General features: G+C 73.4%; 24 protein-coding genes. 3 read left to right on the plus strand and 21 right to left on the minus strand.

The genetic code is table 11. The features are described 5' to 3' along the window. The first annotated feature begins 108 nt into the window (after positions 1-108). Complete coding sequence (locus OG550_RS06855; protein ID WP_327675638.1) at positions 109-1,149, plus strand: LysR family transcriptional regulator; 1,041 nt, start codon at positions 109-111, stop codon at positions 1,147-1,149. Between the two features lie 153 nt (positions 1,150-1,302). On the opposite strand, the gene OG550_RS06860 is transcribed toward OG550_RS06855, so the two are convergent. The 3 genes from OG550_RS06860 to def all read right to left on the minus strand — a co-directional run bounded on the left by OG550_RS06860 (position 1,303) and on the right by def (position 4,527). Further along, a complete protein-coding gene (locus tag OG550_RS06860) occupies positions 1,303-2,757 on the minus strand; it encodes an RsmB/NOP family class I SAM-dependent RNA methyltransferase (RefSeq protein ID WP_327675640.1) in 1,455 nt (484 codons plus the stop codon). Between the two features lie 101 nt (positions 2,758-2,858). Continuing rightward, on the minus strand, positions 2,859-3,821 hold the full coding sequence (gene fmt, locus OG550_RS06865) for a methionyl-tRNA formyltransferase (protein WP_327675642.1): 963 nt from the start codon (positions 3,819-3,821) through the stop codon (positions 2,859-2,861). 160 nt (positions 3,822-3,981) lie between these two features. Continuing rightward, positions 3,982-4,527: a peptide deformylase gene (def, locus tag OG550_RS06870; RefSeq protein WP_327675644.1), complete on the minus strand. Its 546-nt coding sequence runs from the start codon at positions 4,525-4,527 to the stop codon at positions 3,982-3,984. 242 nt (positions 4,528-4,769) lie between these two features. On the opposite strand from def, the gene OG550_RS32770 reads away from it, so the two are divergent. Beyond that, positions 4,770-5,501: a hypothetical protein gene (locus OG550_RS32770; RefSeq protein ID WP_442905949.1), complete on the plus strand. Its 732-nt coding sequence runs from the start codon at positions 4,770-4,772 to the stop codon at positions 5,499-5,501. 52 nt (positions 5,502-5,553) lie between these two features. Here OG550_RS32770 and OG550_RS06880 read toward each other — a convergent pair whose 3' ends face one another. The 14 genes from OG550_RS06880 to pyrR all read right to left on the minus strand — a co-directional run bounded on the left by OG550_RS06880 (position 5,554) and on the right by pyrR (position 22,135). Further along, the gene (locus tag OG550_RS06880; protein WP_327675646.1) at positions 5,554-7,641 is read right to left on the minus strand and encodes a primosomal protein N'; all 2,088 of its coding nucleotides are present in this window, start codon (positions 7,639-7,641) and stop codon (positions 5,554-5,556) included. Between the two features lie 102 nt (positions 7,642-7,743). After that, positions 7,744-8,952: a methionine adenosyltransferase gene (gene metK, locus OG550_RS06885; RefSeq protein WP_327675648.1), complete on the minus strand. Its 1,209-nt coding sequence runs from the start codon at positions 8,950-8,952 to the stop codon at positions 7,744-7,746. A gap of 148 nt (positions 8,953-9,100) precedes the next feature. Continuing rightward, positions 9,101-10,336: a bifunctional phosphopantothenoylcysteine decarboxylase/phosphopantothenate--cysteine ligase CoaBC gene (gene coaBC, locus OG550_RS06890; protein WP_327675650.1), complete on the minus strand. Its 1,236-nt coding sequence runs from the start codon at positions 10,334-10,336 to the stop codon at positions 9,101-9,103. 199 nt (positions 10,337-10,535) lie between these two features. Then, the gene (rpoZ, locus tag OG550_RS06895) at positions 10,536-10,802 is read right to left on the minus strand and encodes a DNA-directed RNA polymerase subunit omega (RefSeq protein WP_030240625.1); all 267 of its coding nucleotides are present in this window, start codon (positions 10,800-10,802) and stop codon (positions 10,536-10,538) included. A gap of 36 nt (positions 10,803-10,838) precedes the next feature. Further along, complete coding sequence (gene gmk / locus OG550_RS06900) at positions 10,839-11,396, minus strand: guanylate kinase (RefSeq protein WP_327675652.1); 558 nt, start codon at positions 11,394-11,396, stop codon at positions 10,839-10,841. A 48-nt stretch (positions 11,397-11,444) separates the two neighbouring features. Further along, complete coding sequence (mihF, locus tag OG550_RS06905; RefSeq protein ID WP_030056187.1) at positions 11,445-11,771, minus strand: integration host factor, actinobacterial type; 327 nt, start codon at positions 11,769-11,771, stop codon at positions 11,445-11,447. A 392-nt stretch (positions 11,772-12,163) separates the two neighbouring features. After that, positions 12,164-12,997, minus strand: a complete 834-nt coding sequence (pyrF, locus tag OG550_RS06910; protein ID WP_327675654.1) for an orotidine-5'-phosphate decarboxylase — start codon at positions 12,995-12,997, stop codon at positions 12,164-12,166. A gap of 30 nt (positions 12,998-13,027) precedes the next feature. After that, a complete protein-coding gene (locus OG550_RS06915; protein ID WP_327675656.1) occupies positions 13,028-14,140 on the minus strand; it encodes a quinone-dependent dihydroorotate dehydrogenase in 1,113 nt (370 codons plus the stop codon). Between the two features lie 66 nt (positions 14,141-14,206). Then, complete coding sequence (carB, locus tag OG550_RS06920) at positions 14,207-17,518, minus strand: carbamoyl-phosphate synthase large subunit (protein ID WP_327675658.1); 3,312 nt, start codon at positions 17,516-17,518, stop codon at positions 14,207-14,209. Beyond that, positions 17,511-18,668, minus strand: a complete 1,158-nt coding sequence (gene carA, locus OG550_RS06925) for a glutamine-hydrolyzing carbamoyl-phosphate synthase small subunit (protein ID WP_327675660.1) — start codon at positions 18,666-18,668, stop codon at positions 17,511-17,513. The genes carB and carA overlap by 8 nt, the downstream gene beginning before the upstream one ends. After that, complete coding sequence (locus OG550_RS06930; RefSeq protein ID WP_327675662.1) at positions 18,665-19,231, minus strand: PH-like domain-containing protein; 567 nt, start codon at positions 19,229-19,231, stop codon at positions 18,665-18,667. The genes carA and OG550_RS06930 overlap by 4 nt, the downstream gene beginning before the upstream one ends. Beyond that, positions 19,228-20,532, minus strand: coding sequence for a dihydroorotase (locus OG550_RS06935; protein ID WP_327675664.1), 1,305 nt, complete (start codon positions 20,530-20,532; stop codon positions 19,228-19,230). Before OG550_RS06935 ends, OG550_RS06930 begins: the two co-directional genes overlap by 4 nt. Continuing rightward, entirely contained in the window at positions 20,529-21,506 is a 978-nt protein-coding gene (locus tag OG550_RS06940) for an aspartate carbamoyltransferase catalytic subunit (RefSeq protein ID WP_327675666.1), read from the minus strand. Before OG550_RS06940 ends, OG550_RS06935 begins: the two co-directional genes overlap by 4 nt. 5 nt (positions 21,507-21,511) lie before the next feature. Further along, positions 21,512-22,135: a bifunctional pyr operon transcriptional regulator/uracil phosphoribosyltransferase PyrR gene (gene pyrR / locus OG550_RS06945; protein WP_327675667.1), complete on the minus strand. Its 624-nt coding sequence runs from the start codon at positions 22,133-22,135 to the stop codon at positions 21,512-21,514. 328 nt (positions 22,136-22,463) lie between these two features. Here pyrR and bldD point away from each other — a divergent pair, with 328 nt between their 5' ends. Beyond that, positions 22,464-22,967 (plus strand): transcriptional regulator BldD, encoded by a 504-nt coding sequence (bldD, locus tag OG550_RS06950; protein WP_045692870.1) that lies wholly within the window; start codon positions 22,464-22,466, stop codon positions 22,965-22,967. Between the two features lie 232 nt (positions 22,968-23,199). Here the strand turns inward: bldD and OG550_RS06955 are convergent, their stop codons facing one another. From OG550_RS06955 to efp, 4 genes are all read right to left on the minus strand, one after another. Further along, positions 23,200-24,138 (minus strand): hypothetical protein, encoded by a 939-nt coding sequence (locus tag OG550_RS06955; RefSeq protein WP_327675671.1) that lies wholly within the window; start codon positions 24,136-24,138, stop codon positions 23,200-23,202. Positions 24,139-24,572: 434 nt separating this feature from the next. Continuing rightward, complete coding sequence (locus OG550_RS06960) at positions 24,573-25,418, minus strand: thioesterase family protein (RefSeq protein ID WP_327675673.1); 846 nt, start codon at positions 25,416-25,418, stop codon at positions 24,573-24,575. Between the two features lie 163 nt (positions 25,419-25,581). Further along, positions 25,582-26,019, minus strand: coding sequence for a transcription antitermination factor NusB (nusB, locus tag OG550_RS06965; RefSeq protein WP_327675675.1), 438 nt, complete (start codon positions 26,017-26,019; stop codon positions 25,582-25,584). 4 nt (positions 26,020-26,023) lie between these two features. Beyond that, positions 26,024-26,587, minus strand: coding sequence for an elongation factor P (gene efp / locus OG550_RS06970; RefSeq protein WP_327675677.1), 564 nt, complete (start codon positions 26,585-26,587; stop codon positions 26,024-26,026). Positions 26,588-26,659 lie beyond the last annotated feature (72 nt).

Genomic DNA, 26,659 nt, shown 5'->3' on the forward strand with positions numbered 1-26,659 from the left:
TGCACTCCAGTGAAAGTCTGGTCACCACACTTTCCACTTACGGTCATCCGCCTCCCCCACCACCCCCACCACCCCCACCCAGTCGACCGACCACTCGCGGAGAAGCCCATGCCCGACCTCGACCTCAACCTGCTCGTCGCCCTGGACGCCCTGCTCGACGAGGGCAGCGTCACCGGCGCCGCCGAGCGGCTGCACACCTCGGCCCCGGCGATGAGCCGCACCCTGGGACGGCTGCGCCGCGTCCTCGGCGACCCGATCCTGGTCCGCGCCGGACGCGGCCTGGTGCCGACACCGCGCGCGGTGGAGCTGCGGGCGGAGGTGCGGGCGCTGGTCAGCCGGGGCCAGGCCCTGCTCGTACCGCAGACCGCCACCGAACCCGCCGACCTGAACCGCCGGTTCACCCTGCAGACCGGCGACGTCCTGCTGACCGCGATCGGCTCGACGCTGGTCGAGACGGTCCGCGTGCAGGCGCCCGCCGTGACGCTCCGCTTCCTCGGGGACCACCTGGAGGGCACGACCGCGATGCGCGACGGCGTGGTGGACCTGGAGGTCGGCGTGATCGACCACCTGGACCCGGAGACCCGGACCGAGCCGCTCACCACCACCGGGCTGGTCGGTGTCGCCCGCGCGGGGCACCCGTTGACGGTCGGACCCCCGCCCACCGTCCGCGACTTCGCCGACGCCGACCACCTCGCCGTCTCCCGGCACGGCCGCGGGCCCGGCCCGGTCGATCAGCGGCTCGCCGACGTCGGGCTCTCCCGGCGGGTGGTGACCATCGTGCCGAGCTTCACGTCGGCGCTGTTCCTGCTCCGCGACACCGAGTTGGTCGGCCTGGCGCCGGCCCGGCTCGGCAGCTCGGCGGCCACCGCGCTGGGGCTGAGCACCTTCCCGCTGCCGGTGGAGCTGCCCGAGGTGGTACTGAGCATGGCCTGGCATCCGCGCAACGACCAGGACGCGGGCCATCGCTGGCTGCGCGAGCTGGTCCGCGGCGTGGTGACCGCCCAGGCCGGGCCGAGCACCGCCCCGAACGGTTCCACCAGGTCCGACACGGCCCCGGCCGGCGCGCCGGTCCCCACCCGTGGCGCCGTCCCGGCCCTCGCCCCGTCGGCCAGGCAGACACCCAACACACCGGCACTGAGCGGGCGTTGACCCTGCCGGGCGTCACAACCGCCGGGGGCGGCGGACGAGCCGGACGAACCGGTCCGCCCGCCGCCCCCGGCCGGCCGTCGCGCCGTACCCCCTGCCGCGGCCCCCGCTACGACGCCGGGCGCGGGGTGCGACCCCGGACCCGGCGCCCGGGCCTCACGCCGTGCGGCGCAGCAGTGCCAGGTACATCGCGTCCGTCCCGTGCAGGTGCGGCCAGAGCTGGACGTCCGGTCCCTCCCCCAGGGCCGGCACGCCCGGGAGCAGCGGCCGTGCGTCGATCCACTCGACCCGGCCGCCCTCGGCCCGCAGCACGTCGTCCACGACGGCCCGGGTCTCGGCGAGGTGCGGCGAGCAGGTCGCGTAGCCGACCACCCCGCCCACCCGCACCGCGTCGATCGCCGAGGCGAGCAGCTCGCGCTGGAGCGGTCCGAAGGCGGCGACGTCCTGCGGGCGGCGGCGCCAGCGGGCCTCCGGGCGGCGGCGCAGCGCGCCCAGCCCGGAGCAGGGCACGTCGACGAGGACCCGGTCGAAGCCGCCGGACTTCCAGGCCGGCCGGGTGCCGTCGGCGGCGATGACGGTGTACGGGCCGGGGTTGCCGGCGAGGGTGCGGGCGACCAGCCGGGCCCGGTGCGGCTGCTTCTCGCTGGCCACCAGGGCGGCCCCGCGTTCGGCGGCGAGCGCCGCGAGCAGCGCGGCCTTGCCGCCGGGGCCGGCGCAGCCGTCCAGCCAGAGCCGGTCGGGGCCGTCCAGCGGTGCGGCGGCGAGGGCGAGGGCGACCAGCTGGCTGCCCTCGTCCTGGACTCCGGCCCGGTTCTCCTGCACCGCCGCCAGCGTGCCCGGGTCGCCGCCCTCGGCGAGCCGGAGCGCGAACGGGGACCAGCGGCCGGCCTCGGCCTCGGGCAGTGCCTCGGCGAGTTCGCCGACGGTGGCCCGGCCGGGGCGGGCGACGAGGGTGACCTCGGGGCGCTCGTTGTCGGCGCGCAGCAACTCCTCCATCGCGGCGCGGCCGGAGGCGTCGGGCTGCCAGCGGCCGAGCGAGTCCCAGAGTGCGGCGACCACCCAGCGCGGGTGGGAGTGGACGACGGCGAGGTGGTCCTCGGCGTCCTTGTCGTACGGCGGGGCGACCAGGGCGATCCACTCGTCGAGGTCGTGGGCGCTGATCCGGCGCAGCACGGCGTTGACGAACTTGGCCTTGCCGTCGCCGAGCACCACGCGGGCCAGTTCGACGGTGGCCGAGACGGCGGCGTGGCTGGGGATGCGGGTGGTGAGCAGCTGGTGGGCGCCGAGCGAGAGGACGTCGAGGACCGGCGGGTCGACCTTGCTCAGCGGGCGGTCGATGCAGGCGGCGATGACGGCGTCGTAGGTGCCCTGGAGGCGGAGGGTGCCGTAGACCAGTTCGGTGGCGAGTGCCGCGTCGCGCCGGTCCATGCCCTTCTGCTCGGCCTCGCGGAGCAGCGAGGGCAGGATCAGGTTGGCGTAGGCGTCGCGCTCGTCGACGGCGCGCAGGGCGCGGAAGGCGACGATCCGGGCCGGGTCCTTCTTCGGCCTGCGGTGCGGGCGGGGGGCGCGGTTCGCGCCGTGGGCGCCGGAGGTGCTGCTGGGCGTGCTCATGGGATGTGCCTCAAAGTGCTGCGGGATCAGTTCGGGATCTGCGGATCCCGGGACTCCTGGAACAGTAACGCGAAACCCGGGCCGCGGGCTCGCCGGCGGGGTCAGCCCGCGTCGGGCTCCGCGCCGGGCTCCGCGCCGAGCGTCTCGCCGGACTCGATCCGCGCACCGCGCGCCCAGTCCGCGGCCCGCATCGCCTTCTTGCCCTGCGGCCGCACCTCGCCCAGCTCGACGTCGTGGCTGCCGGTGCCGACCCGGACGGCGTTCTTGCCGACGGCCAGCTCCCCGGGGGCCAGTTCGGCCGAGCCGGGCAGCAGCGTGACGGGGCCGGTGACCTTGAGCCGCTCGCCGCGGAAGAGCGTCCAGGCGCCGGGTGCGGGGGCGCAGCCGCGGACCACGCGGTCGATCCGGAGGGCGGGGGCGGTCCAGTCGATCCGGGCGTCCTCGACGCTGATCTTCGGGGCGAGCGTGACGCCCTCGGCGGGCTGCGGGACGGCCCGCAGGGCGCCGTCCTCGATGCCGTCCATGGTGGCCACGAGCAGGCGGGACCCGGCGTGCGCGAGGCGGTCGAGCAGTTCGCCGCTGGTGTCGCTCGGGCGGATCTCCTCGGTGAGGACGCCGTAGACGGGGCCGGAGTCGAGCCCCTGCTCGATCAGGAAGGTGGACGCGCCGGTGACCTCGTCGCCGGCCATCACCGCGTGCTGGACGGGTGCCGCGCCGCGCCAGGCGGGGAGGAGCGAGAAGTGCAGGTTGACCCAGCCGTGGACGGGGATCTCCAGGGTGCCGGGGCGCAGCAGTGCGCCGTAGGCGACGACCGGGCAGCAGTCGGGGGCGAGTTCGGTGAGGCGGGCGACGAAGTCGGGGTCGCTGGGCTTCGCCGGCTTGAGGACCTCGATCCCGGCCTCCTCGGCGCGCTGGGCGACGGGGCTGGCGACCAGCTTGCGGCCGCGGCCGGAGACGGCGTCGGGGCGGGTGACCACCGCGACGACCTCGTGCCGGTCGGAGGCGAGCAGGGCGTCCAGGGCGGGAACGGCGACCTCGGGGGTGCCGGCGAACACGAGGCGCATCAAGTGCCTTTCTGCTGTGCTGAGGTGTACGGGGCTGTGCTGGTACGGGCTGTGCAGGACGGGTGCGGGCGGGCGCCCGGGCCGGAACGGCCGAGGACGGCCCCGGCTGACCGGGATGCCCCGGGATGACCGGGGAACGACCGGGCCGGGGCCGGAGGGGTCAGCGCGCGGCGCCGAAGGTGCTGTGCGGGGAGACCTTGACCACGGGGACCGGGCCACTGCCCCAGTCCGACTCGCGGATCGCCTTGAGCGCGGCCTTCCGCTGCCCGGTGTCGAGGCGGTCGATGAAGATGATGCCGTCGAGGTGGTCGGTCTCGTGCTGGATGCAGCGGGCGAGCAGCTGGGTCCCCTCGACGGTGACCGGCTCGCCGTACATGTCGAAGCCCTTGGCGACGACGCCGTACGAGCGCCGGGTGTCGTAGCGCAGGCCGGGCAGCGAGAGGCAGCCCTCGGGGCCCTCCTGCTCCTCCTCGCTCAGCGACAGGTCCGGGTTGATCAGGTGCCCGGTGACGCCGTCCACGTGGTAGGTGAACACCCGCAGTGAGATGCCGAGTTGGGGCGCGGCCAGGCCGGCGCCGGGGGCGTCGAGCATGGTGTCGGTGAGGTCCTTGACGAGGTTCCGGAGCTCCTTGTCGAAGGTGGTGACGGGCCGGGCGGTGGCGCGCAGGACGGGGTCTCCGAAGATGCGGATCGGCTGGATCGCCACGGGTGCGGGCTCCTGTCCGTCGGGGTGCGGGTCGGGTGCGGGCGGCTTGCTGCGGCCGTCGGAATCGGCCGCCGGTCAGTCTATGCAATCGGCCCGCAGCGCTTTCTGGCATATCCCGACTCACCTGCCTGCGTGACCCCGGCGGCCGGTCCGGCGTTGGTCAAGTGGGATTGACCAACGCCGGAGCGCGCGGGAAGGGCGCTCCGGGCGAGCCGAACCGTACGGAAGGTGGCACGTAGGCCATGGCCGAGCAGATCAACCACGACGCCCGGGCGCGGGCGAGCCTGCACCTGCTGGTGCGGGACATCGAGCGGGTGAGGCGGCAGGTCGACGCTCTGCGGACGCTCACCGCCCAGTTGGGCAACGTCTACCGGCCCCGCCGGCCGAGCACCTCGGCGGGGTTCGTCGTGTACGGGCGCGCCCCCGCGCCGACCGTGCGCCTGGCGCAGGAGCTGCGGGAGAGCGTGGAGACGCTGGTGGCGGCGGCGGTCGAGTTCGACCGGGCGCTGGGCTTCTCCTGGGACTCGGTGGGCTCGGCGCTCGGGGTCACCAAGCAGGCGGTGCACCGGCGCTACGGGATGCGCCGGCCGGCCGGCGAGCTGCTGGCGGCGGGCGGCACCGTGCCCAACCCGAGCCGGCCCGACCGTTCCGAGGAGCTGCCCGGGCACACGCCCGGCCACACCTCCAGCCACACCTCCGGCCACGCGCCGAGCCCCGCCCCGGCCCCGACCGGCCTCGCCGCCACCGTTCCGGCCGCCCGCCAGGGCGGGCTCGACCGCAGCAGCCTGGACCGGGCCGCGATGGAGCGCGGCACCCTGGACCGCTCCACCCCGATGGACCGCTCCACCCTCGACCGCACCCCGATGGACCGCTCCACCCCGATCGACCGCTCCCCGATCGACCGTGCGCCGATCGACCGCACCCCGGTCGACCGCACCGCCCTGGACCGCCCCGGCGTCCCCCTCCGCAGCTGACCCCGCCCGCCGGCCACCGGGTGGGGGGCGACGGCTCACCCCGTCCCGCTCCTCACCCGATGTCCGTCGGGTCGACCCGCACCTTCACCGCCTCCGGCGTCCGCAGCGCGATCCGGGCGATCTGCGCCGCCTTCAGCGCAGCGGCCAGCGCCGCGCCCTGCCCGGGCGCGACCCGCAGCAGCGCACGCTCCTGCTCCTCCCCCCGCAGCTTCGGCACCGGGACCGGCCCGAGCACGTCCGCGCCCTCCGGCAGCCGGATCAGCCCCAGCAGGTCGGCGACCGCCGCCGGACTGCCGGCCACCGAGGCCATCCGCGCGACGGGCGGGAAGTGCAGCTGCGCCCGTTCGTCCAGCTCCAGCCCGGCGTGCCCGAACGGGTCCCAGCGCACCAGGGCCTGCACCGGCCGCGCGGTCGGCTCGGCGACGACGACCACCGTGCCGCCCTCCGTCGACGGCCGGACCAGCGCCGCGGCGGCCAGCCAGAGCCGCAGCGTCTCCTCCCCGGCCCGCAGGTCGGGGCGGCTGAGCAGCGCCCAGCCGTCCAGCAGCAGGGCGGCCGCGTACCCGCCGCCGCCCTCGACCACCGGTTCGGCGCCGGGCGTGGAGATCACCAGCGCGGGCTCGTCCGGCACCGTGGCCAGCACCGCGTCCCGCCCGGAGGTCCGGACGGGGACCCGCGGGAACGCCTTGCCCAGCTCCTCCGCCGTCCGCCGCGCGCCCACCACCGAGGCCCGCAGCCGGAACGAACCGCACTCGGGGCAGTGCCAGTCCCGTTCCTCCTCGCCGCACCAGCCGCAGTGCAGCGGGGCGTCCGCGCCGGCGGCCTCCAGCGGGCCCTCGCAGCGCCGGCAGCGGGCGGGGGTGCGGCAGCGTCCGCAGGCCATCCGGGGCACGTAGCCGCGCCGCGGCACCTGGATCAGCACCGGCCCGCCCGCCGCCAGCCCCTCCCGGGCGGCCTCCCAGGCGACCGAGGGCAGCCGGGCGGCCTGCGCGGCGGCGTCCCGGTGCTGGTCCTGGTCGGTGACGGTCCGCACCCGCGGCGCGACCCGCCGGACGGTCTCCCGGTCGGCGGCCAGCGGCCGGGCCCACCCGGTCCGCACCAGCTGCGCGCCCTCCACGGTGACGGCGTGCCCGCCGAGCAGCACTCCGGCGCCCTCCTCGGCGGCACGCAGCAGGGCCACCTCGCGGACGTGCGGGTGCGGTGCGCGCGGGTCGCTGTGGCTGGAGTCGCCGTCCGACCAGACGACGACCAGCCCGAGGTCGTGGACGGGCGCGAACATCGCGGCGCGGGTGCCGACGGCGGCGTGCACCGAGCCGCGGGCGACGGTGAGCCAGCGCCGGTACCGCTCGCGCGGGCCGAGGTCGGCGGCGAGGGTGGCGTGCATGCCCTCGCCGAGCAGGTCGGTCAGGGCCCGGTCGACCCGGGCGACCGCCTTCCCGTCGGGGAGCACGACCAGCGCGCCGCGCCCCCCGGCCAGGGTGGCGGCGACGGCGCGGGCGATCTCGTGGGGCCAGCCGGGGCCGGGCAGGGCCGTCCAGACGGCGCGGGGCGCGCCGCCCGCGGCGAGGGCGGCGAGGAAGTCGGCTCCGGCGGGGTAGCGCGACCAGCCGCCGGGTTCCGGCGCGGCCGGCCGCGGCAGCGGCGGCGGGGAGGGTTCGGCCTCGGCCTTGGCGTGCCGGGGCGGGACGGCCAGCTGGAGGACGTCGGCGAGGGTGCCGGCGTACCGGTCGGCGACGGTGCGGCAGAGCCGGAGCAGCTGCGGGGTGAGCACCGGCTCGGGCGAGAGGACCTGGGCGAGCGGGGCCAGTGGGCCGGGGAAGTCGCTCTTCTCCAGCCGGGCGACGATGAACCCGTCGTGGAGTTCCCCGCCCTCGCGCTGCCCCTTGACCACGCGCGCCCCGAAACGCACCCGGACCCGGACGCCGGGCTGCGCCTCCTCCGCCATCGCGGCGGGCACCGCGTAGTCGAAGAACTTGTCGATGGTGAGCACGCCCTTGTCGACGACCACCCGGGCCACCGGCAGGTGCTCGGCCCGCTTGGCGCCGTGCCAGGTGCGCGGCTTGGCCCGGCGGACCGTCTCCCGGATGAACGCCAGCTGCTCCGGCGCCCCGCCCTCGTCACTCCCCTGCGTGTTGCTCATCGCCCCAAGTACTACCAGGTCCCACCGACAGAAAACCGCAGGTGGTGCCCGTCCGGCTCACCGGACGGGCACCACCTGCGGTCGGACGACCGAACGGTCCGGTCAGGCCTGGACGGCCTTCTTCAGCTGGTCGACCCGGTCGGTCCGCTCCCAGGTGAAGTCCGGCAGCTCACGGCCGAAGTGGCCGTACGCGGCGGTCTGCGAGTAGATCGGCCGGAGCAGGTCCAGGTCGCGGATGATCGCGGCCGGGCGGAGGTCGAACACCTCGGTGACGGCCTTCTGGATGGTGAGGACCGGCACGGTCTCGGTGCCGAAGGTCTCCACGAAGAGGCCGACCGGCTCGGCCTTGCCGATCGCGTACGCGACCTGCACCTCGGCGCGGCGGGCGAGGCCGGCGGCGACGATGTTCTTCGCCACCCAGCGCATCGCGTACGCGGCCGAGCGGTCGACCTTGGACGGGTCCTTGCCGGAGAAGGCACCGCCGCCGTGGCGGGCCATGCCGCCGTAGGTGTCGATGATGATCTTGCGGCCGGTCAGGCCGGCGTCGCCCATCGGGCCGCCGATCTCGAAGCGGCCGGTCGGGTTGACCAGCAGCCGGTAGCCCTCGGTGACCAGCTTGATGCCCTGGTCGGCGAGCGCCTTCAGCTCCGGCTCCACGACGAACTCGCGGATGTCCGGGGTGAGCAGCGAGTCGAGGTCGATGTCGCTGGCGTGCTGGGTGGAGACGACCACGGTGTCGAGGCGGACGGCCTTGTCGCCGTCGTACTCGATGGTGACCTGGGTCTTGCCGTCGGGGCGCAGGTACGGGATGGTCCCGTTCTTGCGGACCTCGGTGAGGCGGCGGGAGAGGCGGTGCGCCAGGGTGATCGGCAGCGGCATGAGCTCGGGCGTCTCGTCGGACGCGTAGCCGAACATCAGGCCCTGGTCACCGGCGCCCTGCTTGTCCAGGGAGTCCTCGTCGCCCTCGACCCGGGCCTCGTACGCGGTGTCGACGCCCTGCGCGATGTCGGGCGACTGCGCACCGATGGACACCGAGACGCCGCAGGAGGCGCCGTCGAAGCCCTTCTTGGAGCTGTCGTACCCGATCTCCAGGATCTTGTCCCGGACGAGCTGGGCGATCGGCGCGTACGCCTTGGTGGTCACCTCGCCGGCCACGTGCACCTGGCCGGTGGTGATCAGCGTCTCCACCGCGACCCGGGAGGTCGGGTCCTCGCGGAGGAGGGCGTCAAGGATGGTGTCGCTGATCTGGTCAGCGATCTTGTCGGGGTGTCCCTCGGTGACGGATTCCGAGGTGAACAGGCGGCGAGACACAGCGCTCCCTGGGGTTGCAGCGGCTGCTGACTGAAAGCCCGGTCGGACCGGGACTTCCGGAAAGACTTGATTCCTGGAGTGTAACGGTCGGGTTCCCGCAATCGTCACGCCATTCCGCAATTGGAGACCGTCCGCCCACCCTTCGAGATCACTCGCCGAGCAGATCGAGCCGTTCCGCGACGAGGCTCCAGACGACGTCCGCGAGAGCCTCCTTCGGACCCACCGGAACGGGCGTCTCAGTGCCGTCCGAGCCCAGTACGACGGCCTCGTTGACGTCCTGGCCGAAGGCCTTGCCGTCGCCGACCTCGTTGACGACCAGCAGGTCGCAGCCCTTCCTGGCGAGCTTCGCGCGGCCGTTCGCCAGCACCTCGTCGGTCTCCGCGGCGAAACCCACGACCAGTTGGCCCGAACGGGGGCGGTGGGCCGAGAGCTCGGCCAGCACGTCGGGGTTGCGGACGAGCGCGACCGGGGCCGGCTCGACCCCCTCGACCTTCTTGATCTTGCCGGCGGCGTAGACCGCGGGCCGGAAGTCCGCCACCGCCGCGGCCATGACCACGGCGTCCGCGTCGGCCGCCGCCGCCAGCGCCGCCTCCCGGAGCTCCAGGGCGGTGGCCACCCGGACCACGTCCACCCCGGCCGGGTCGGGCAGCTCCGCATTGGCCGAGATCAAGGTCACACGGGCGCCGCGGGCGGCGGCGGTCGCGGCGAGCGCGTACCCCTGCTTGCCGGAGGAGCGGTTGCCGAGGTAGCGGACCGGGTCGAGCGGCTCCCGGGTGCCGCCGGCCGAGACCACCACGTGCCGGCCGGCCAGGTCGGTCCGGACGCCGCCGTACCGCAGCACCGCCCGGCAGGCGTCGAAGATCGCCGAGGGCTCGGGCAGCCGGCCCTTCCCGGTGTCCTTGCCGGTCAGCCGCCCGCTGGCGGGCTCCAGCACGATCACGCCCCGGCGGCGCAGCGTGGCGACGTTGTCCCGGGTCGCCGGGTGCTCCCACATCTCGGTGTGCATCGCGGGCGCCAGGACGACCGGGCAGCGCGCGGTGAGCAGGGTGTTGGTGAGCAGGTCGTCCGCGAGCCCGTGGGCGGCCTTGGCCATCAGGTCGGCGGTGGCGGGGGCGACCACGACCAGGTCGGCGCCCTGCCCGATCCGCACGTGGGGCACCTCGTGCACGCGCTCCCAGGTCTCGGTGGCGGCCGGGCGGCCGGAGAGCGCGGCCCAGGTCGCCTCGCCGACGAAGTGCAGCGCCGCCTCGGTGGGCACCACGGTGACCTGGTGGCCGGACTCGGTGAACCTGCGCAGCAGCTCGCACGCCTTGTACGCGGCGATGCCGCCGCTGACGCCGAGGACGACGCGCGGGGCGCCCGCCTGCTCCGTGCTGCCGCTCATGATCCCCATCTCTCCTCGCTCGGTGCGTGCTCACCCTACGACCCTCCGGTGATCACCCGCACGCACCCGGCGCTGTGGCCCCCCGCACACCCCGCGGACCGCGGGGCCCGGCGACCCCACCGACCCCACCAGGCTCCGGAAACGCCGCAGGGCCCGCCGGAGCGAACTCCGACGGGCCCTGCGGGTGAAGGCGGGTGCCTCAGGCAGCCTCGATCGCCTCGGCGGTCAGCATGCCCGCGTTGATCTCGCGCAGCGCGATCGACAGCGGCTTCTCGTGCACGTGGGTGTCGACCAGCGGACCGACGTACTCCAGCAGGCCCTCGCCGAGCTGGGAGTAGTACGCGTTGATCTGACGGGCACGCTTGGCCGCGTAGATCACCAGGCTGTACTTGGAGTCGGTGGCCTCAAGCAGCTCGTCGATCGGCGGGTTGATGATGCCCTCGGGCGCGGTCATGGAAGAGGACACGCGAAAACCTTCCGAAAGGGTGGAAAAGACAAAAGCTCAGCCTACACCGAGCAAGGCTAGCAGTTCGGTCGCCACCTGCTCGACGGAGGTGTTCACCAGGGTCGAGTCGAACTCCGGCTCGGCCGCCAGCTCCACCTTCGCCGCCTCCAGCCGCTTCTCGATCACGTCCTGCGGCTCGGTGCCCCGGCCGGTGAGCCGGCGCACCAGCTCGTCCCAGCTCGGCGGAGCCAGGAAGACCAGCTGCGCCTCCGGCATGGACTCCCGCACCTGCCGGGCGCCCTGCAGGTCGATCTCCAACAGCACGGGCTCGCCGCGCTCCAGCTTCTCCAGAACCGCCGAACGCGGGGTGCCGTAGCGGTTGCCCGCGAACACGGCCCACTCCAGCAGCTCGCCGTTGGCGATCAGCTTGTCGAACTCGTCGTTGTCGACGAAGTGGTACTGGACCCCGTTCTGCTCGCCCGGCCTCGGGTGGCGGGTCGTCGCCGACACCGAGAGCCAGACCTCGGGGTGCTGCTTCCTCATATGAGCGACGACCGTGCTCTTGCCGACCCCCGAGGGGCCGGAGAGCACGGTCAGCCGCGGACGCTCACTCATGCACCGATTATCCCGGATCGCGGACGATCCCGGGACCACGGGGCACGGTCAGGCGGCACCGCCGCCGAACTCCCGCTCCAGGGAGGCGATCTGGTTGGTGCCGAGACCACGGACACGCCGGCTCTCGCTGATTCCGAGCCGCTCCATGATCTGCTTGGCCCGGACCTTGCCGACGCCCGGGAGGGACTCCAGCAGGGCGGAGACCTTCATCTTGCCGATCACGTCGTTGTCGGCCTTGCCGGCCTTGATCACCTCGTGCAGCGAGGCGCCGGAGTGCTTGAGCCGGTTCTTCACCTCGGCGCGCTCCCGGCGAGCCTCGGCGGCCTTGGCGAGCGCGGCGGTGCGCTGTTCAGGGGTAAGGGGCGGAAGAGCCACGCCGTTCACCTCAGGTGTGGATGGAAGGGATTGAACTATGACTGGTTTGGTTCCCAGGACACCGGCCACAGGGCGAACTCGCCGCCCCTGACCTGCGAGAGCAACGAGATTCGCGGCTCTTCGATGACCTATCGCCGGACACTACCCGGATTGCGGCGCCGCGTCAGGAAAAGAACACGAAAAGTCCTGGTCAGCCAAGGCCGACCAGGACTTTCCCGGGCAAAATGACCGCGATTGCGGACCTTTGGCGCCCCCGATGTGACGGCGCTCACGTCAAGCCCCGGGACACCGCGCCACCCCGCCGCGCCGCCGGTGCCCGCCCACCGGCCCCCGGACCGGCGCCCAGGGGGCCGAGGGGGCGCCCGGGGCGGCGGATCACGCCGCCCCGCCCGCTACTTCACCGCGTCCGCGTACTCCTGGACGAACCGGTCGGCCGCCGCCCGCAGCGCGTCCACCGAGGGGCCGTGCTTCAGCACGTCGCGGCTGACGCTCGGCACCACGTTGCGCACCGAGTCGCCGAAGACCCGCGGCAGGTCCGCCATGGTCGCGCCCTGGGCGCCGATCCCGGGGGCCAGCAGCGGGCCGTTGATCGCCAGGTCGACCCCGGCGTCGGCCAGCGTCGCGCCGACCACCGCGCCGAAGGAGCCGAGCGGCTCGGCGCCGGCGTTCTCGGCGGCCAGCTGCCGCAGCACCGAGGCGGCCACCGGGAGGCCGTCCGCGCCGACCGCGCGCTGCACCTCGGCGCCCTCCGGGTTGGAGGTGAGGGCGAGCGCGAAGACGCCAGCGCCGTTGGCGGTGGCGAGGTCCAGGGCCGGCCGCAGCGAGCCGAAGCCCAGGTAGGGGCTGACGGTCACGGCGTCCGAGAAGAGCGGGCTGCCGGGCGCCAGGAAGGCCTCCGCGTAGGCGGCCATGGTGGAGCCGATGTCGCCGCGCTTGGCGTCCATCAGGACCAGTGCGCCGGCCGCCCGGGCCTCCTCGACGGACTTCTCCAGGACGGCGACGCCCCGGGAGCCGAAGCGCTCGAAGAACGCGGCCTGCGGCTTGAGCACGGCCACCCGGCCGGCCAGCGCCTCGACCACGGTGCGGCTGAAGGTCTCCAGGCCCGCGACCGAGTCCTCCAGGCCCCAGGCGGCCAGCAGGGAGGCGTGCGGGTCGATGCCGACGCAGAGCTGGCCGCGGGTGTCGAGGGCGTGGCGCAGGCGGGCGCCGAAGGGGGCGAGGGTCATGACGTCCTTCCGGGGAGCGTGGGGGGGTGTTCAGGCGGCCTTGGGCGCGTCGACCGCGCTGCCGACGGCGGCGGCGAGGTTGCGGAAGCCGCCGGCCCGTACGCGGGCGGAGAGGCCCTTGTGGATGCGGCGGCACCAGAACGGGCCCTCGTAGATGAAGGCGCTGTAGCCCTGGACCAGGTCGGCGCCGTGGACGATCCGCTGCCAGGCGTCCTCGGCGGTCTCGATGCCGCCGACCGAGACCAGCACGAGCCGGCCCCCGGTGCGGGTGCGCAGCCGCTGGAGGACCTCCAGCGCGCGGTCCTTGAGGGGGGCGCCGGAGAGGCCGCCCATGCCGATCTCCTCGACCCGGGCGGCGGGGGTCCGCAGGCCCTCGCGGCCGATCGTGGTGTTGGTGGCGATGATGCCGTCCAGGCCAAGCTCCAGGGCAAGGTCGGCGACGGCGTCGACGTCCTCGTCGGCCAGGTCGGGGGCGATCTTGACCAGCAGCGGGACGCGGTGCGGGGTGGTCCGGTCGGCGGCCTCGCGGACGGCGCCGAGCAGCGGGCCGAGGTGGGAGACGGCCTGGAGGTTGCGCAGCCCGGGGGTGTTCGGCGAGCTGACGTTGACCACCAGGTAGTCCGCGTAGCGGGCGAGGCGCTCGGTGGACTTCACGTAGTCCGCGATCGCGTCGGCCTCCTCGACGACCTTGGTCTTGCCGATGTTGACGCCGACGACCGGGGTCGAGGTGGTGTGCGGGCGGGTGGCGAGGCGGGCGGCGACCCGGGCCGAGCCCTGGTTGTTGAAGCCCATCCGGTTGATCAGGGCGCGGTCCTCGACGAGCCGGAAGAGCCGCGGCGTCGGGTTGCCGGGCTGGGCCTCGCCGGTGACGGTGCCGATCTCGACGTAGTCGAAGCCGAGCATCGACAGGCCGTCGATCCCGACGCCGTTCTTGTCGAAGCCGGCCGCGAGGCCGAACGGGCCGGGCAGGTCGAGGCCGAGCGCGCCCGTGTGGAGCGCGCGGTCGCGCGGGGCCAGCACCCGCCGGACCAGGATCCGCAGGCCGGGCACCGAGGAGGCCAGCCGGATCCAGAAGAAGGCCAGGTGGTGGGCCTTCTCCGGGTCCATCTTCTTGAAGACGAGGTCGAACAGCAGCTTGTACACAAAGTCCTCCCAGGGCATGGAAGTGGGGGGCACCCGGCGGTACTGGTGCCCCCCACTGCGGTGGTGCTACTTGGCGCGGCCGGCGTTGATCAGCTCGGCGTGCTCCTGGAGCGACATGACGCCGACCTCGTCGCGCAGCAGCCGGTCGATGCCCTGGACGGCGGCGCCCATGGCCTGCACGGTGGTCAGGCAGGGCACCGAGCGGGCGACGGCGGCGGTGCGGATCTCGTAGCCGTCGAGGCGGCCGCCGGTGCCGTACGGCGTGTTGATGATGAGGTCGACCTCACCGTCGTGGATCAGCTGGACGATGGTCCGCTCGCCGTTCGGGCCCTCGCCCTCGCTGTGCTTGCGCACCACGGTGGCGGGGATGCCGCCGCGCTGGAGCACCTCGGCGGTGCCGGCGGTCGCGAGCAGTTCGAAGCCCAGGCTGGCCAGTGCGCGGGCCGGGAAGACCAGGTTGCGCTTGTCCCGGTTGGCGACCGAGACGAAGACCTTGCCCTTGGTCGGCAGTGCGCCGTAGGCACCGGTCTGGGACTTCGCGTAGGCGGTGCCGAAGACCTTGTCGATGCCCATGACCTCGCCGGTCGAGCGCATCTCCGGGCCGAGCACGGTGTCCACGCCGCGGCCGTGCACGTCGCGGAAGCGGCTCCACGGCATCACGGCCTCCTTGACCGCGATCGGCGCGTCGGCGGGCAGCGTGCCGCCGTCGCCCTCGGCCGGGAGCATGCCCTCGGCGCGCAGCTCGGCGACGGTGGCGCCGAGCGAGATCCGGGCGGCGGCCTTGGCCAGCGGCACGGCCGTCGCCTTGGAGGTGAACGGCACGGTGCGGGAGGCGCGGGGGTTGGCCTCCAGCACGTAGAGGATGTCGCCGGAGAGCGCGAACTGGATGTTGATCAGGCCGCGGACGCCGACGCCGCGGGCGATCGCCTCGGTGGAGGCGCGCAGCCGCTTGATGTCGTAGCCGCCGAGGGTGATCGGGGGCAGCGCGCAGGCGGAGTCGCCGGAGTGGATGCCGGCCTCCTCGATGTGCTCCATGACGCCGCCGAGGTAGAGCTCGGTGCCGTCGTAGAGCGCGTCGACGTCGATCTCGACCGCGTCGTCGAGGAAGCGGTCGATCAGCACCGGGTGCTCGGAGATCAGGCCGGCGTGCCGCTCCAGGTAGGAGGCGAGGGACTCCTCGTCGTAGACGATCTCCATGCCGCGGCCGCCGAGCACGTAGGACGGGCGGGCGAGGACCGGGTAGCCGATCTCGTCGGCGATCGCCTTGGCCTCCTCGAAGGAGAAGGCGGTGCCGTGCTTGGGGGCGGGCAGGCCGGCGTCGCGCAGCACGCGGCCGAAGGCGCCGCGCTCCTCGGCGAGGTCGATGGCCTCGGGCTGGGTGCCGACGATCGGCACGCCGTTGTCCTTGAGCGCCTGGGCGAGGCCGAGCGGGGTCTGGCCGCCGAGCTGGACGATGACGCCGGCCAGCGGGCCCGCCTGCCGCTCGGCGTGGACGACCTCCAGCACGTCCTCCAGGGTGAGCGGCTCGAAGTAGAGCCGGTCGGAGGTGTCGTAGTCGGTGGAGACGGTCTCCGGGTTGCAGTTGACCATCACGGTCTCGTACCCGGCGTCGGACAGCGCGAAGGAGGCGTGGACGCAGGAGTAGTCGAACTCGATGCCCTGGCCGATGCGGTTCGGGCCGGAGCCGAGGATGATCACCGCGGGCTTGGTGCGCGGGGCGACCTCGCTCTCCTCGTCGTAGGACGAGTAGAAGTACGGGGTCTTGGCGGCGAACTCGGCGGCGCAGGTGTCCACTGTCTTGAAGACCGGGCGGATGCCGAGTGCGTGCCGGACCTCGCGGACCACGTCCGGGCGCAGGCCGCGGATCTCGCCGATCTGCTGGTCGGAGAAGCCGTGCCGCTTGGCGTGCCGGAGCAGGTCGGGGGTGAGCTCGGCGGCGTCGGTGAGCTCGCCGGCGATCTCGTCGAGCAGGAAGAGCTGGTCGACGAACCACGGGTCGATCTTGGTGGCCTCGAACACCTCCTCCGGGGTGGCGCCGGCCCGGATGGCCTCCATCACGGTGTTGATCCGGCCGTCGGTCGGGACGACCGCCTTGGCCAGCAGTTCGGCCTTGTCGCCGACCGGACCGGTCCAGGTGAACTGGGAGCCCTTCTTCTCCAGCGAGCGCAGCGCCTTGTTGAGCGCCTCGGGGAAGTTGCGGCCGAGGGCCATGGCCTCGCCGACCGACTTCATGGTGGTGGTCAGCGTCGCGTCGGCGCTCGGGAACTTCTCGAACGCGAACCGCGGGACCTTCACCACGACGTAGTCGAGGGTCGGCTCGAAGGAGGCCGGGGTCTCCTCGGTGATGTCGTTGGGGATCTCGTCGAGCGTGTAGCCGACGGCCAGCTTGGCGGCGATCTTGGCGATCGGGAAGCCGGTGGCCTTGGAGGCCAGCGCCGAGGAGCGCGAGACGCGCGGGTTCATCTCGATGACGATGACCCGGCCGTCGTCGGGGTTGACGGCGAACTGGATGTTGCAGCCGCCGGTGTCGACGCCGACCTCGCGGATGACGGCGATGCCGATGTCGCGCAGGATCTGGTACTCGCGGTCGGTGAGCGTCATCGCCGGCGCGACGGTGATCGAGTCGCCGGTGTGCACGCCCATCGGGTCGAAGTTCTCGATGGAGCAGACGACCACGACGTTGTCGCTCTTGTCGCGCATGAGCTCCAGCTCGTACTCCTTCCAGCCGAGGATGGACTCCTCCAGGAGCACCTCGGTGGTCGGCGAGAGGGTCAGGCCCTGGCCGGCGATGCGGCGCAGCTCCTCCTCGTCGTGGGCGAAGCCGGAGCCGGCGCCGCCCATGGTGAAGGAGGGGCGGACGACGACCGGGTAGCCGCCGAGGGTGTCGACGCCGGCGATCACCTCGTCCATGGTGTGGCAGATCACCGAGCGGGCGGACTCGCCGTGGCCGATCTTGGCGTTGACCGCCTCGACGACGCCCTTGAACAGCTCGCGGTCCTCGCCCTTGTTGATCGCCTCGACGTCGGCGCCGATCAGCTCGACCCCGTACTTCTCCAGGGTGCCGGCCTTGTGCAGGGCGATCGCCGTGTTGAGCGCGGTCTGGCCGCCCAGGGTCGGCAGCAGCGCGTCGGGGCGCTCCTTGGCGATGATCTTCTCGACGAACTCCGGGGTGATCGGCTCGACGTAGGTGGCGTCGGCGATCTCCGGGTCGGTCATGATCGTGGCGGGGTTGGAGTTGACCAGCACGACCCGCAGGCCCTCGGCCCGCAGGACGCGGCAGGCCTGCGTGCCGGAGTAGTCGAACTCCGCCGCCTGGCCGATCACGATCGGGCCGGAGCCGATCACCAGGACGGACTTGATGTCACTGCGCTTAGGCACGCTGGCCCTCCATGAGCTTCACGAAGCGGTCGAACAGGTAGGCGGCGTCGTGCGGACCCGCGGCCGCTTCGGGGTGGTACTGCACGCTGAAGGCGGGGACGTCGAGCGCCTGGAGGCCCTCGACCACGTCGTCGTTGAGGCAGACGTGGGAGACCTCGACGCGCCCGAACGGCGTGTCGCTCACCTTGTCCAGCGGTGCGTTCACGGCGAAGCCGTGGTTGTGCGCGGTCACCTCGACCTTGCCGGTGGTGCGGTCCTGGACCGGCTGGTTGATGCCGCGGTGGCCGTACTTGAGCTTGTACGTGCCGAAGCCCAGCGCGCGGCCGAGGATCTGGTTGCCGAAGCAGATCCCGAAGAACGGGGTCCTCCGCTCCAGCACGCCCTGCGCGACGGCGACCTGGTGGTCGGCGGTGGCCGGGTCGCCCGGGCCGTTGGAGAAGAACACGCCGTCGGGGTTCACGGCGTAGACGTCCTCGATGGTGGAGTTCGCCGGCAGCACGTGCACCTCGATGCCGCGCTCGGCCATCCGCTGCGGGGTCATCGCCTTGATGCCGAGGTCCAGCGCGGCGACGGTGAAGCGCTTCTCACCGATCGCGGGCACCACGTACGCCTCGGTGGCGGCGACCTCGGCGCACAGGTCGGCGCCCTTCATCTCGGGCGAGGACTGCACCCGGGCGAGCAGCTCGGCCTGGTCGGCCAGCGCCCCGCCGGAGAAGATCCCGCAGCGCATCGCGCCGCGCTCGCGGAGGTGGCGGGTGAGCGCCCGGGTGTCGATGCCGCTGATGCCGACGACGCCCTGCTTGGCGAGCTCCTCGTCGAGGGGGCGGCGCGAGCGCCAGTTGGACGCGACGCGGGCGGGGTCGCGGACGACGTAGCCGGCGACCCAGATCCGCCCGGACTCGTCGTCCTCGTCGTTCCAGCCGGTGTTGCCGATCTGCGGCGCGGTCATCACGACCACCTGGCGGTGGTAGGACGGGTCGGTGAGGGTCTCCTGGTAGCCGGACATGCCGGTGTTGAAGACCGCCTCGCCGAAGGTCTCGCCGGTCGCGCCGTAGGCCTCGCCGCGGAAGGTCCGGCCGTCCTCCAGGACGAGCACGGCGGGGGTGCGCTCCCGCCGTTGGCGCTGCGTGGTGGGGGCAGGTGCGGTCATTGCGCGGCCTCTTCCGTCTTCGTGGTCGTACGTGTTGCGAGTAGAGCGATCGCCTCGACCCAGGCGGCGTGCTCGTCGGGGTGGTCGAGCCGGAACCCGGAGTCCAGCTCCGTCCCCTCGTGCGTCCAGCTGACGACGAGGATTCCGGACGGGACGACCTTGCCGGCTATCCCGGAGTCCGTGCGGGCACCGGTGAGGTGCTCGGCGGGGATCCAGAAGTCGACGTCGCCGGGGCGCTGCACCAGCAGGCCGTTCGCGCCGAGGGTCAGGTCGGCACGGCTGCGGGTGCCCAGGCCGTGCGCGACGACCCGGTCGAGCCAGTTCCCGGCGGTGGTGCTGCCGTGGTACCGGCCGCCGGTCTCCAGGATGGTCCGGCCGGCGCGCTCCGGCACGGCGGGCAGCGGCGGGATCCCGGACTGGAGGGTGCGGCGCCAGTTCCAGCCCTGCCGCATCAGCCAGTACACCAGGCCGATCACCAGCAGCAGGCCGATCGCCCAGCCGATGTAGCCCGGCCAGTCGGTCACCCTGGCCTGCTCCTGGGCGAGCAGTGCGGGGGTGGTCACGCGAGCCCGCCCTGCTCGACGAGCTCGCCGGCCAGCACGGTCGCGGTGCCGCGCAGGAACGTGGCGTGCACCCGTCCGGGCAGGTCGAGGCCCCGGTAGGGGGTGTTCCGGGAGCGCGTGGCGAAGCTGTCGGGGTTCACGGCACCACGGTACGCGGGATCGAACAGCACCAGGTTGGCCGGCTCACCCACCGAGATCGGCCGGCCGTGTCCGGCGAGGCGGCCGATCCGGGCCGGGCGGTGCGACATCCGGTCGGCGACGCCCTCCCAGTTCAGCAGGCCGGTCTCGACCATCGTCTGCTGGACGACCGACAGCGCGGTCTCCAGGCCGACCATGCCCATCGCGGCCACGGCCCACTCGCAGTCCTTGTCCTCGGCCGGGTGCGGCGCGTGGTCGGTCGCGACGGCGTCGATGGTGCCGTCGGCGAGCGCCTTGCGCAGCGCCTGGACGTCCTCGGCGGTGCGCAGCGGCGGGTTGACCTTGTACACCGGGTCGTAGGAGCGGACCAGCTCGTCGGTGAGCAGCAGGTGGTGCGGGGTGACCTCGGCGGTGACGTCCCAGCCCTTGGCCTTGGCCCAGCGGATGATCTCGACCGAGCCGGCGGTGGAGACGTGGCAGACGTGCAGGCGGGAGCCGACGTGCGCGGCGAGCAGCACGTCGCGGGCGATGATCGCCTCCTCGGCCACGGCGGGCCAGCCGCCGAGGCCGAGCTCGCCGGAGACCTGGCCCTCGTTCATCTGGGCGCCCTCGGTGAGGCGCGGCTCCTGGGCGTGCTGGGCGACGACGCCGTCGAAGGCCTTCACGTACTCCAGGGCGCGGCGCATGATCACCGCGTCGTCGACGCACTTGCCGTCGTCGGAGAAGACCCGGACGCCGGCGGCGGAGTCGTGCATGGCGCCGAGCTCGGCGAGCTTCTTGCCCTCCAGGCCGACGGTGACGGCGCCGACCGGCTGCACGTCGCAGTAGCCGGACTCCTGGCCGAGCCGCCAGACCTGCTCGACCACGCCGGCGGTGTCGGCCACCGGGAAGGTGTTGGCCATGGCGTGGACGGCGGTGAAGCCGCCCTTGGCGGCGGCCTGGGTGCCGGTGAGGACGGTCTCGGCGTCCTCGCGGCCGGGCTCGCGCAGGTGGGTGTGCAGGTCGACCAGGCCGGGCAGGACGATCAGCCCGCGGGCGTCGATCTCGATGTCGGCCGTGGCGTCCAGGCCGGTGCCGATCGCCTGGACGACGCCGTCGGCGATGTGGAGGTCCTGCGGGGCACCGCCGAGGATCTGGGCGTTGCGGATCAGGTAGGTGGTCACTGAGCAGTCTCCACGGAGTCGGTGCGGGGGGCGTCGTTGAGGGTGGCTCCGCCGAGCAGCAGGTAGAGCACGGCCATCCGGATGGAGACTCCGTTGGCGACCTGCTCGACGACGGTGCAGCGCGGTGAGTCGGCGACCTCGGCGGTGATCTCCATGCCGCGGACCATCGGGCCGGGGTGCATGACGATCGCGTGCTCGGGCAGCTGGGCCATCCGGGCGGCGTTGAGGCCGTAGCGGCGGCTGTACTCGCGCTCGGTCGGGAAGAAGGCGGCGTTCATCCGCTCGCGCTGCACGCGGAGCATCATCACCGCGTCCGACTTGGGGAGCACCCTCTCCAGGTCGTAGCTGACGTCGCAGGGCCAGTTCTCGATGCCGATGGGCAGCAGCGTCGGCGGGGCGACGAAGGTGACGTGGGCGCCGAGGGTGGTCAGCAGGTGGACGTTGGAGCGGGCGACCCGGCTGTGCAGGATGTCGCCGACGATGGTCACCCGGCGGCCCGCGAGGTCGTTGCCGTGGCCCGGGTTGAGGTGTCGGCGCATCGTGAACGCGTCGAGCAGGGCCTGGGTGGGGTGCTCGTGGGTGCCGTCGCCGGCGTTGATGACGCTGCCGTGCAGCCAGTCGGACTGGGCGAGGCGGGCCGGCGCGCCGGAGGCGTGGTGCCGGATGACGACCGCGTCGGCGCCCATGGCCTGCAGGGTGAGCGCGGTGTCCTTGAGGCTCTCGCCCTTGGAGACGGAGGAGCCCTTGGCGGAGAAGTTGATGACGTCGGCGGAGAGCCGCTTCTCGGCGGCCTCGAAGGAGGTCTTGGTGCGGGTCGAGTCCTCGAAGAAGAGGTTGACGACCGTCCGGCCGCGGAGCGTGGGCAGCTTCTTCACGGCCCGTCCGGAGAGCTGGGCGAGCTCCTCGGCGGTGTCCAGGATGAGCAGCGCGTCGTCGCGGGTGAGGTCGGCGGCGGAGACGAGGTGGCGCTTCACGCGGGTTACTCCGGGAGGTGCGGTTCGGACGGCCGGGCGGCCAGGGCCTGCGAGGAGCGGGCCGCGAAGTCGCGGTCCCCGACCAGGACGGCGTCCACGCCGTCGCGGTCGGCGAGCCGGACCTGGACGGCCTCGCGCAGCGAGGTGGGCAGGTTCTTGCCCACGTAGTCGGCGCGGATCGGCAGCTCGCGGTGGCCCCGGTCGACCAGGACGGCGAGCTGGACGGCGCGCGGCCGGCCGATGTCGTTCAGCGCGTCGAGCGCGGCCCGGATGGTGCGGCCGGAGAAGAGCACGTCGTCGACGAGGATGACGAGCTTGCCGTCGATGCCGCCGGGCGGGATCTCGGTGTGCTCCAGGGCGCGGGCGGGCTTCAGGCGCAGGTCGTCCCGGTACATGGTGATGTCCAGGGTGCCGAGCGGGATCTCGCTGCCGGTGATCTGGGCCAGCCGGGCGTGCAGGCGCTTGGCCAGGTGGACGCCGCGGGTGTGGATGCCGAGCAGCACGACGTCCTCGGCGCCCTTGGCGCGTTCGACGATCTCGTGCGCTATCCGGGTGACGACCCGGGCGATGTCCGTGCCGTCCAGCACCTGGTGCGGCGGTCGCGGAGCGGTCTCGTGGTGTGCGGTCATGCCGAAGCGGACCTCCTTCCCCGCCTCACGGGACGGGTCTTAAAGGATGTCGGGAAGGCCTCCGCCGACGCGGCGTTGGCTCAGGTCATCGTATCAGCGCGGCCACCGGCAAACCGACGGCCATCGTTCCGCTTCCCCCGGTTCACGCACCGGACGCACGGCTGATGCGGGCCATTCGCACGACTGCCCCATTCGGCTTGACGCAACTACCTCACTCTACGTAACCTCACAGTGAGTTACGAGACGGACGTCGAACCCACCGGTAACGGCGTCGGCAATCGCCCGTGACCCACCACTGAACGCGAAGCAATCTCGTCCGGGGAGATCAATGTCCAGCGACTACGCGAAGCAGCTCGGAGGCAAGCTCCGAGCCATCCGCACACAGCAGGGTCTCTCCCTGCACGGTGTCGAGGAGAAGTCCCAGGGGCGCTGGAAGGCAGTCGTCGTCGGCTCTTACGAGCGCGGCGACCGTGCGGTCACCGTGCAGCGGCTGGCCGAACTGGCGGAGTTCTACGGGGTCCCGGTCCAGGAGCTGCTGCCGGGCGGGACGCCCGGCGGTGCGGCCGAGCCCCCGCCGCGCCTGGTGCTCGACCTGGAGAGACTGACCCAGGTGCCGTCCGAGAAGGCCGGTCCGCTGCAGCGCTACGCGGCGACCATCCAGAGCCAGCGCGGCGACTACAACGGCAAGGTGCTGTCGATCCGCCAGGACGATCTGCGCACGCTGGCCGTGATCTACGACCAGTCGCCGTCGATCCTCACCGAGCAGCTGATCTCCTGGGGTGTGCTCAACCCCGACGCGCGCCGTGCGGTGCGCGAGGAGGAGGCGGGCTGAGGCTGGCTCCGCACCGGTCCCCCCACCGGGGACAGGAAGTACCCGAAGCGGTTTCCGGGGCAGTACCCAGCAGAAACGTCACGGCGCGGTTCCCCTCCAGGGGGGCCGCGCCGCGGCGTGCCCCCGTACGCCCCGGCCGCGCCCCGCGCCCGTCGGCGCCCTCCCCCGGGCGCCGTCCCGCCCCGGACACCGTCCCATCCCGGGCACCGTCCCATCCCGGGCGGCGGACCGCTCAGCAGACCGTCTCCAGCCGGTAGCCCGGCTCCGCGGCCACCCCGTCCAGCCGGACGGGACCGCCCGCCGGCGCCCACACCCGGCCCTCGCTGGCCCAGGCCCAGGCGGTCGGCCGGTACTCCCCGCAGGACGCCGCCGAGCCCTGCGCCCCGTGCAGCACGGCCAGCCCGGGCAGTTCGCGCGCCAGGCCCGTGCAGAGCACCGCGCAGAGCAGCTCCAGGTCCTCGTCGTTGATCCGCACCACGCCGTCCTCCCACTGGAGCACCCGGGCCGCCGCGCCGAGCCGCCCGCCCGGCGCGTCCACCGCGAGGCGCAGCTCGTAGACCCCGCTGCCGGCGCCGAGCAGCATCCGGCGGAACACCTCGGCGCCGCGCTCGTAGGCCGCCGCCACCACCTCGTCGCGCTCCCCGTACAGCCCGCCGTCGAGCAGCAGGTCGGCGTGCCGCAGGGTCAGCCCGTTCTCCCGGGCCCGGACCAGCCGGGGCACGAAGTCGCCGACCAGCTCCTCCCCCTGGTAGGCGAGGAGCTGGGTCTGCAGCGGCGGGTTGACGAGGTAGCGGTCGCGGGCGGCCTGCTCGGCCGGGTCGAGCCCGTGCAGCAGGCAGAAGTCGGCGAAGTCCTGCGGGTGGAACATCCGGGCCCGGACGGTGTCGAAGCGCCGCCGGGCGTCGGCGAGCAGCTCGGCCGTCTCGCGCAGGTACTGCTCGTGGTCCGGGGCGTCGGAGAGCCCCCAGGTCCGGGCCCGCTCGAAGTCGGCGGCACCGGTCAGCACGCCGATGACGAAGGCCTGGCCGCCGTCGGCCCGGTGCCGGTCGCGCCCCTCGGTCCGCTCGTGGCCGTCGGCCCGCTCCGCCCGCTCGTACCGGGAGCGCGACCGCGGCCGGGAACCGGCGGCGGTGCAGTCGGGGGTGCGGCGGGCGCGGCCGTTGCGGCTCATCGGGACTCCTCGGGCGGGCGGCGGACGGGCGGCGGCGGGTGCTGCCGCCGCCCGTTGTCCTCCCCAGCCCCGCGTGGCGCACACGTACGGCGTGTCACAGGACTGTAACCGAGGGTGAATCAGGTGTTTGGAGTCACGCACGGTTGTGCGGACGGGCCGTCACGCCCCGCGCGCCCGCCCCGCACGCCGGTCCATGGTCACGCCCCGTATCCGTTCGCTCACGCCCAGCGGCACTGAAGCAGCGTGCGGCGGCAGTCGCGCGCCGGGCGTTCGCGCCCCTCGCACCAAGCGCCCCGCGCGCACCCGTCCGCACCCGCCCCCCGACGACGCACTCCTGACCCTTCCTCACGTCCGGCCCGGTCCCGCCCCCGCCCCGGCCCCACGTCCACCTGACCCGGCCTCACGACCGACCCGGCTTCACGCCTGACCCGGCCTCACGCCTGACGCGGCACCCGGGCCAGCTGGCGGGACTGCGCGACCAGCCGGCCCGCCTCGTCCCAGACCTCGGCATCCTCCTCGAAGTACCCGCCGGCCAGGTTCCGGGTGGCGTGCACCACCCGCAGCCACCCCGGGACGGGCTTGGCGCGCAGGTGCACGGTCAGCTCGACGGTCGGCGCCCAACCCGGCATCCCCAGGTCGAAGGTGACCGGCGGCAGCGAGTCCGCGACCAGCAGGAGCAGCAGCGGGTCGGGCTCGCGGCCGTCGGCGAGCCGGAACCAGCCCTGGATCCGCCCCTCCCCCGACGGCTGCCCGAGCGCCCAGCCGATGGTGGCCGGGTCGAGCCGCATGTCGAACCGCTCCAGCAGGGCGGCCTGCGCGATCAGCTCCTTGGGCGCGTGCTCGACGCCGATGCACTGGTCCGGCGGCGGCAGCTGGGGCGGCCGGGCACTGGTGCGCACCTCGCCGTCGACGGCGCCGAGGTCGCCGTGGGTGGCGATCACCCGCAGCCGCTCGACGCCGTCCTGGCTGAGCGAGGCGGTGCCGGTGGACAGCGAGCGGCCGGTGCGGACCACCTCGGTGCGCACGGTGGCCGGGCCGGGGGTGGAGGCGGAGAGGTAGTAGCCGCTGATCGAGACCGGGTCGGCGTGGTCGGCGCTCTCCGCGCGGGTGCCGTGCTCCAGCGAGAGCGCGTGGCCGGCCACCGCGAGCAGCAGTCCGCCGTTGACGCCGCCGCCGATCTGCCAGCCGGCGCCGAGTTCGCCGTCGTACCGGCCGGACTCGTCCGGGTGCGGGGTCAGGGCTATGCCCTGGTCGAACTCGCTGCGGATCGCCGTGGTCATGGGGGGTGGCCTGCCCTTCGCTGCGGGGTCGCCGACGGGCGCGGGGCCGCCGGCGCACCAGGTTACTGGCGAGTAGGCACCAACATACGCCACCCGGGGGAAACGCACGACGGCCGCCGGACCGTTCCCGGTCCGACGGCCGTCGGTTGACGCTGGTGAGCCGCTACCGGCGGATGCCGGGCTTCAGCTCCATGAAGCGGGCGAGCAGGCCGTTCACGAAGGCCGGGGAGTCGTCCGTGGAGAACTCCTTGGCGATCTCGACCGCCTCGTCCAGGACGACGGCGTCCGGGACGCCGTCCTCCCAGATCAGCTCGTACGCGCCGAGCCGCAGGACGTTGCGGTCCACGATCGGCATCCGGTCGAGCGTCCAGCCGACCGCGTACTGCGAGATCAGCTCATCGATGCGGCGGGCGTACTGGACGTAGCCCTCGACCAGCTCCATCGTGTACTCGCCCACCTGCGGGGTGCCCTCGTCCGGCTTGGCCACCCGGGCCCGGGCCACCCAGTCGGCGAGGACCGTCAGCGGGTCGACCCCGCGGTGGTCGGCCTCGAAGAGGATCTGGAAGGCTCGCGTACGGGCCTTGGTGCGTGCGGACGACACGGACTTACTTCACCCGGCCGAGGTAGCTGCCGTCGCGGGTGTCGACCTTGATCTTCTCACCGGTGACGATGAAGAGCGGGACGGCGATCTCGGCGCCGGTCTCCAGGGTGGCCGGCTTGGAGCCGCCGGTGGAGCGGTCGCCCTGCACACCCGGCTCGGTGTGCGAGATGAGCAGCTCGACCGAGGCCGGGAGCTCGATGTACAGCGGCGCGCCCTCGTACATGGCGACCAGGGCCTCGAAGCCCTCAAGCAGGTACTTGGCGGCGTCACCGACGACGGCCGGCTCGACCGTGACCTGGTCGTAGGTGTCCGTGTCCATGAACACGAAGTTCTCGCCGTCCTTGTACGAGAACTGCATGCCGCGCTTGTCGACGCTGGCGGTCTCGACCTTGGTGCCGGCGTTGAAGGTCTTGTCGACGACCTTGCCCGACAGGACCTCCTTGAGCTTGGTGCGCACGAAGGCCGGACCCTTGCCGGGCTTGACGTGCTGGAACTCGACGACGGACCAGAGCTTGCCGCCCTCCAGCTTGAGGACCATGCCGTTCTTGAGATCGTTCGTGGAAGCCACGGGCGCACTTACTCCTGGATATAGCTGTCAAGGAACCAAGGGATTGCGTCCGGTTCACCGCGGCTGCTCTTC

This window comes from Kitasatospora sp. NBC_00458, from assembly GCF_036013975.1.
In the GTDB taxonomy this organism is placed as follows: Bacteria; Actinomycetota; Actinomycetes; order Streptomycetales; family Streptomycetaceae; genus Kitasatospora.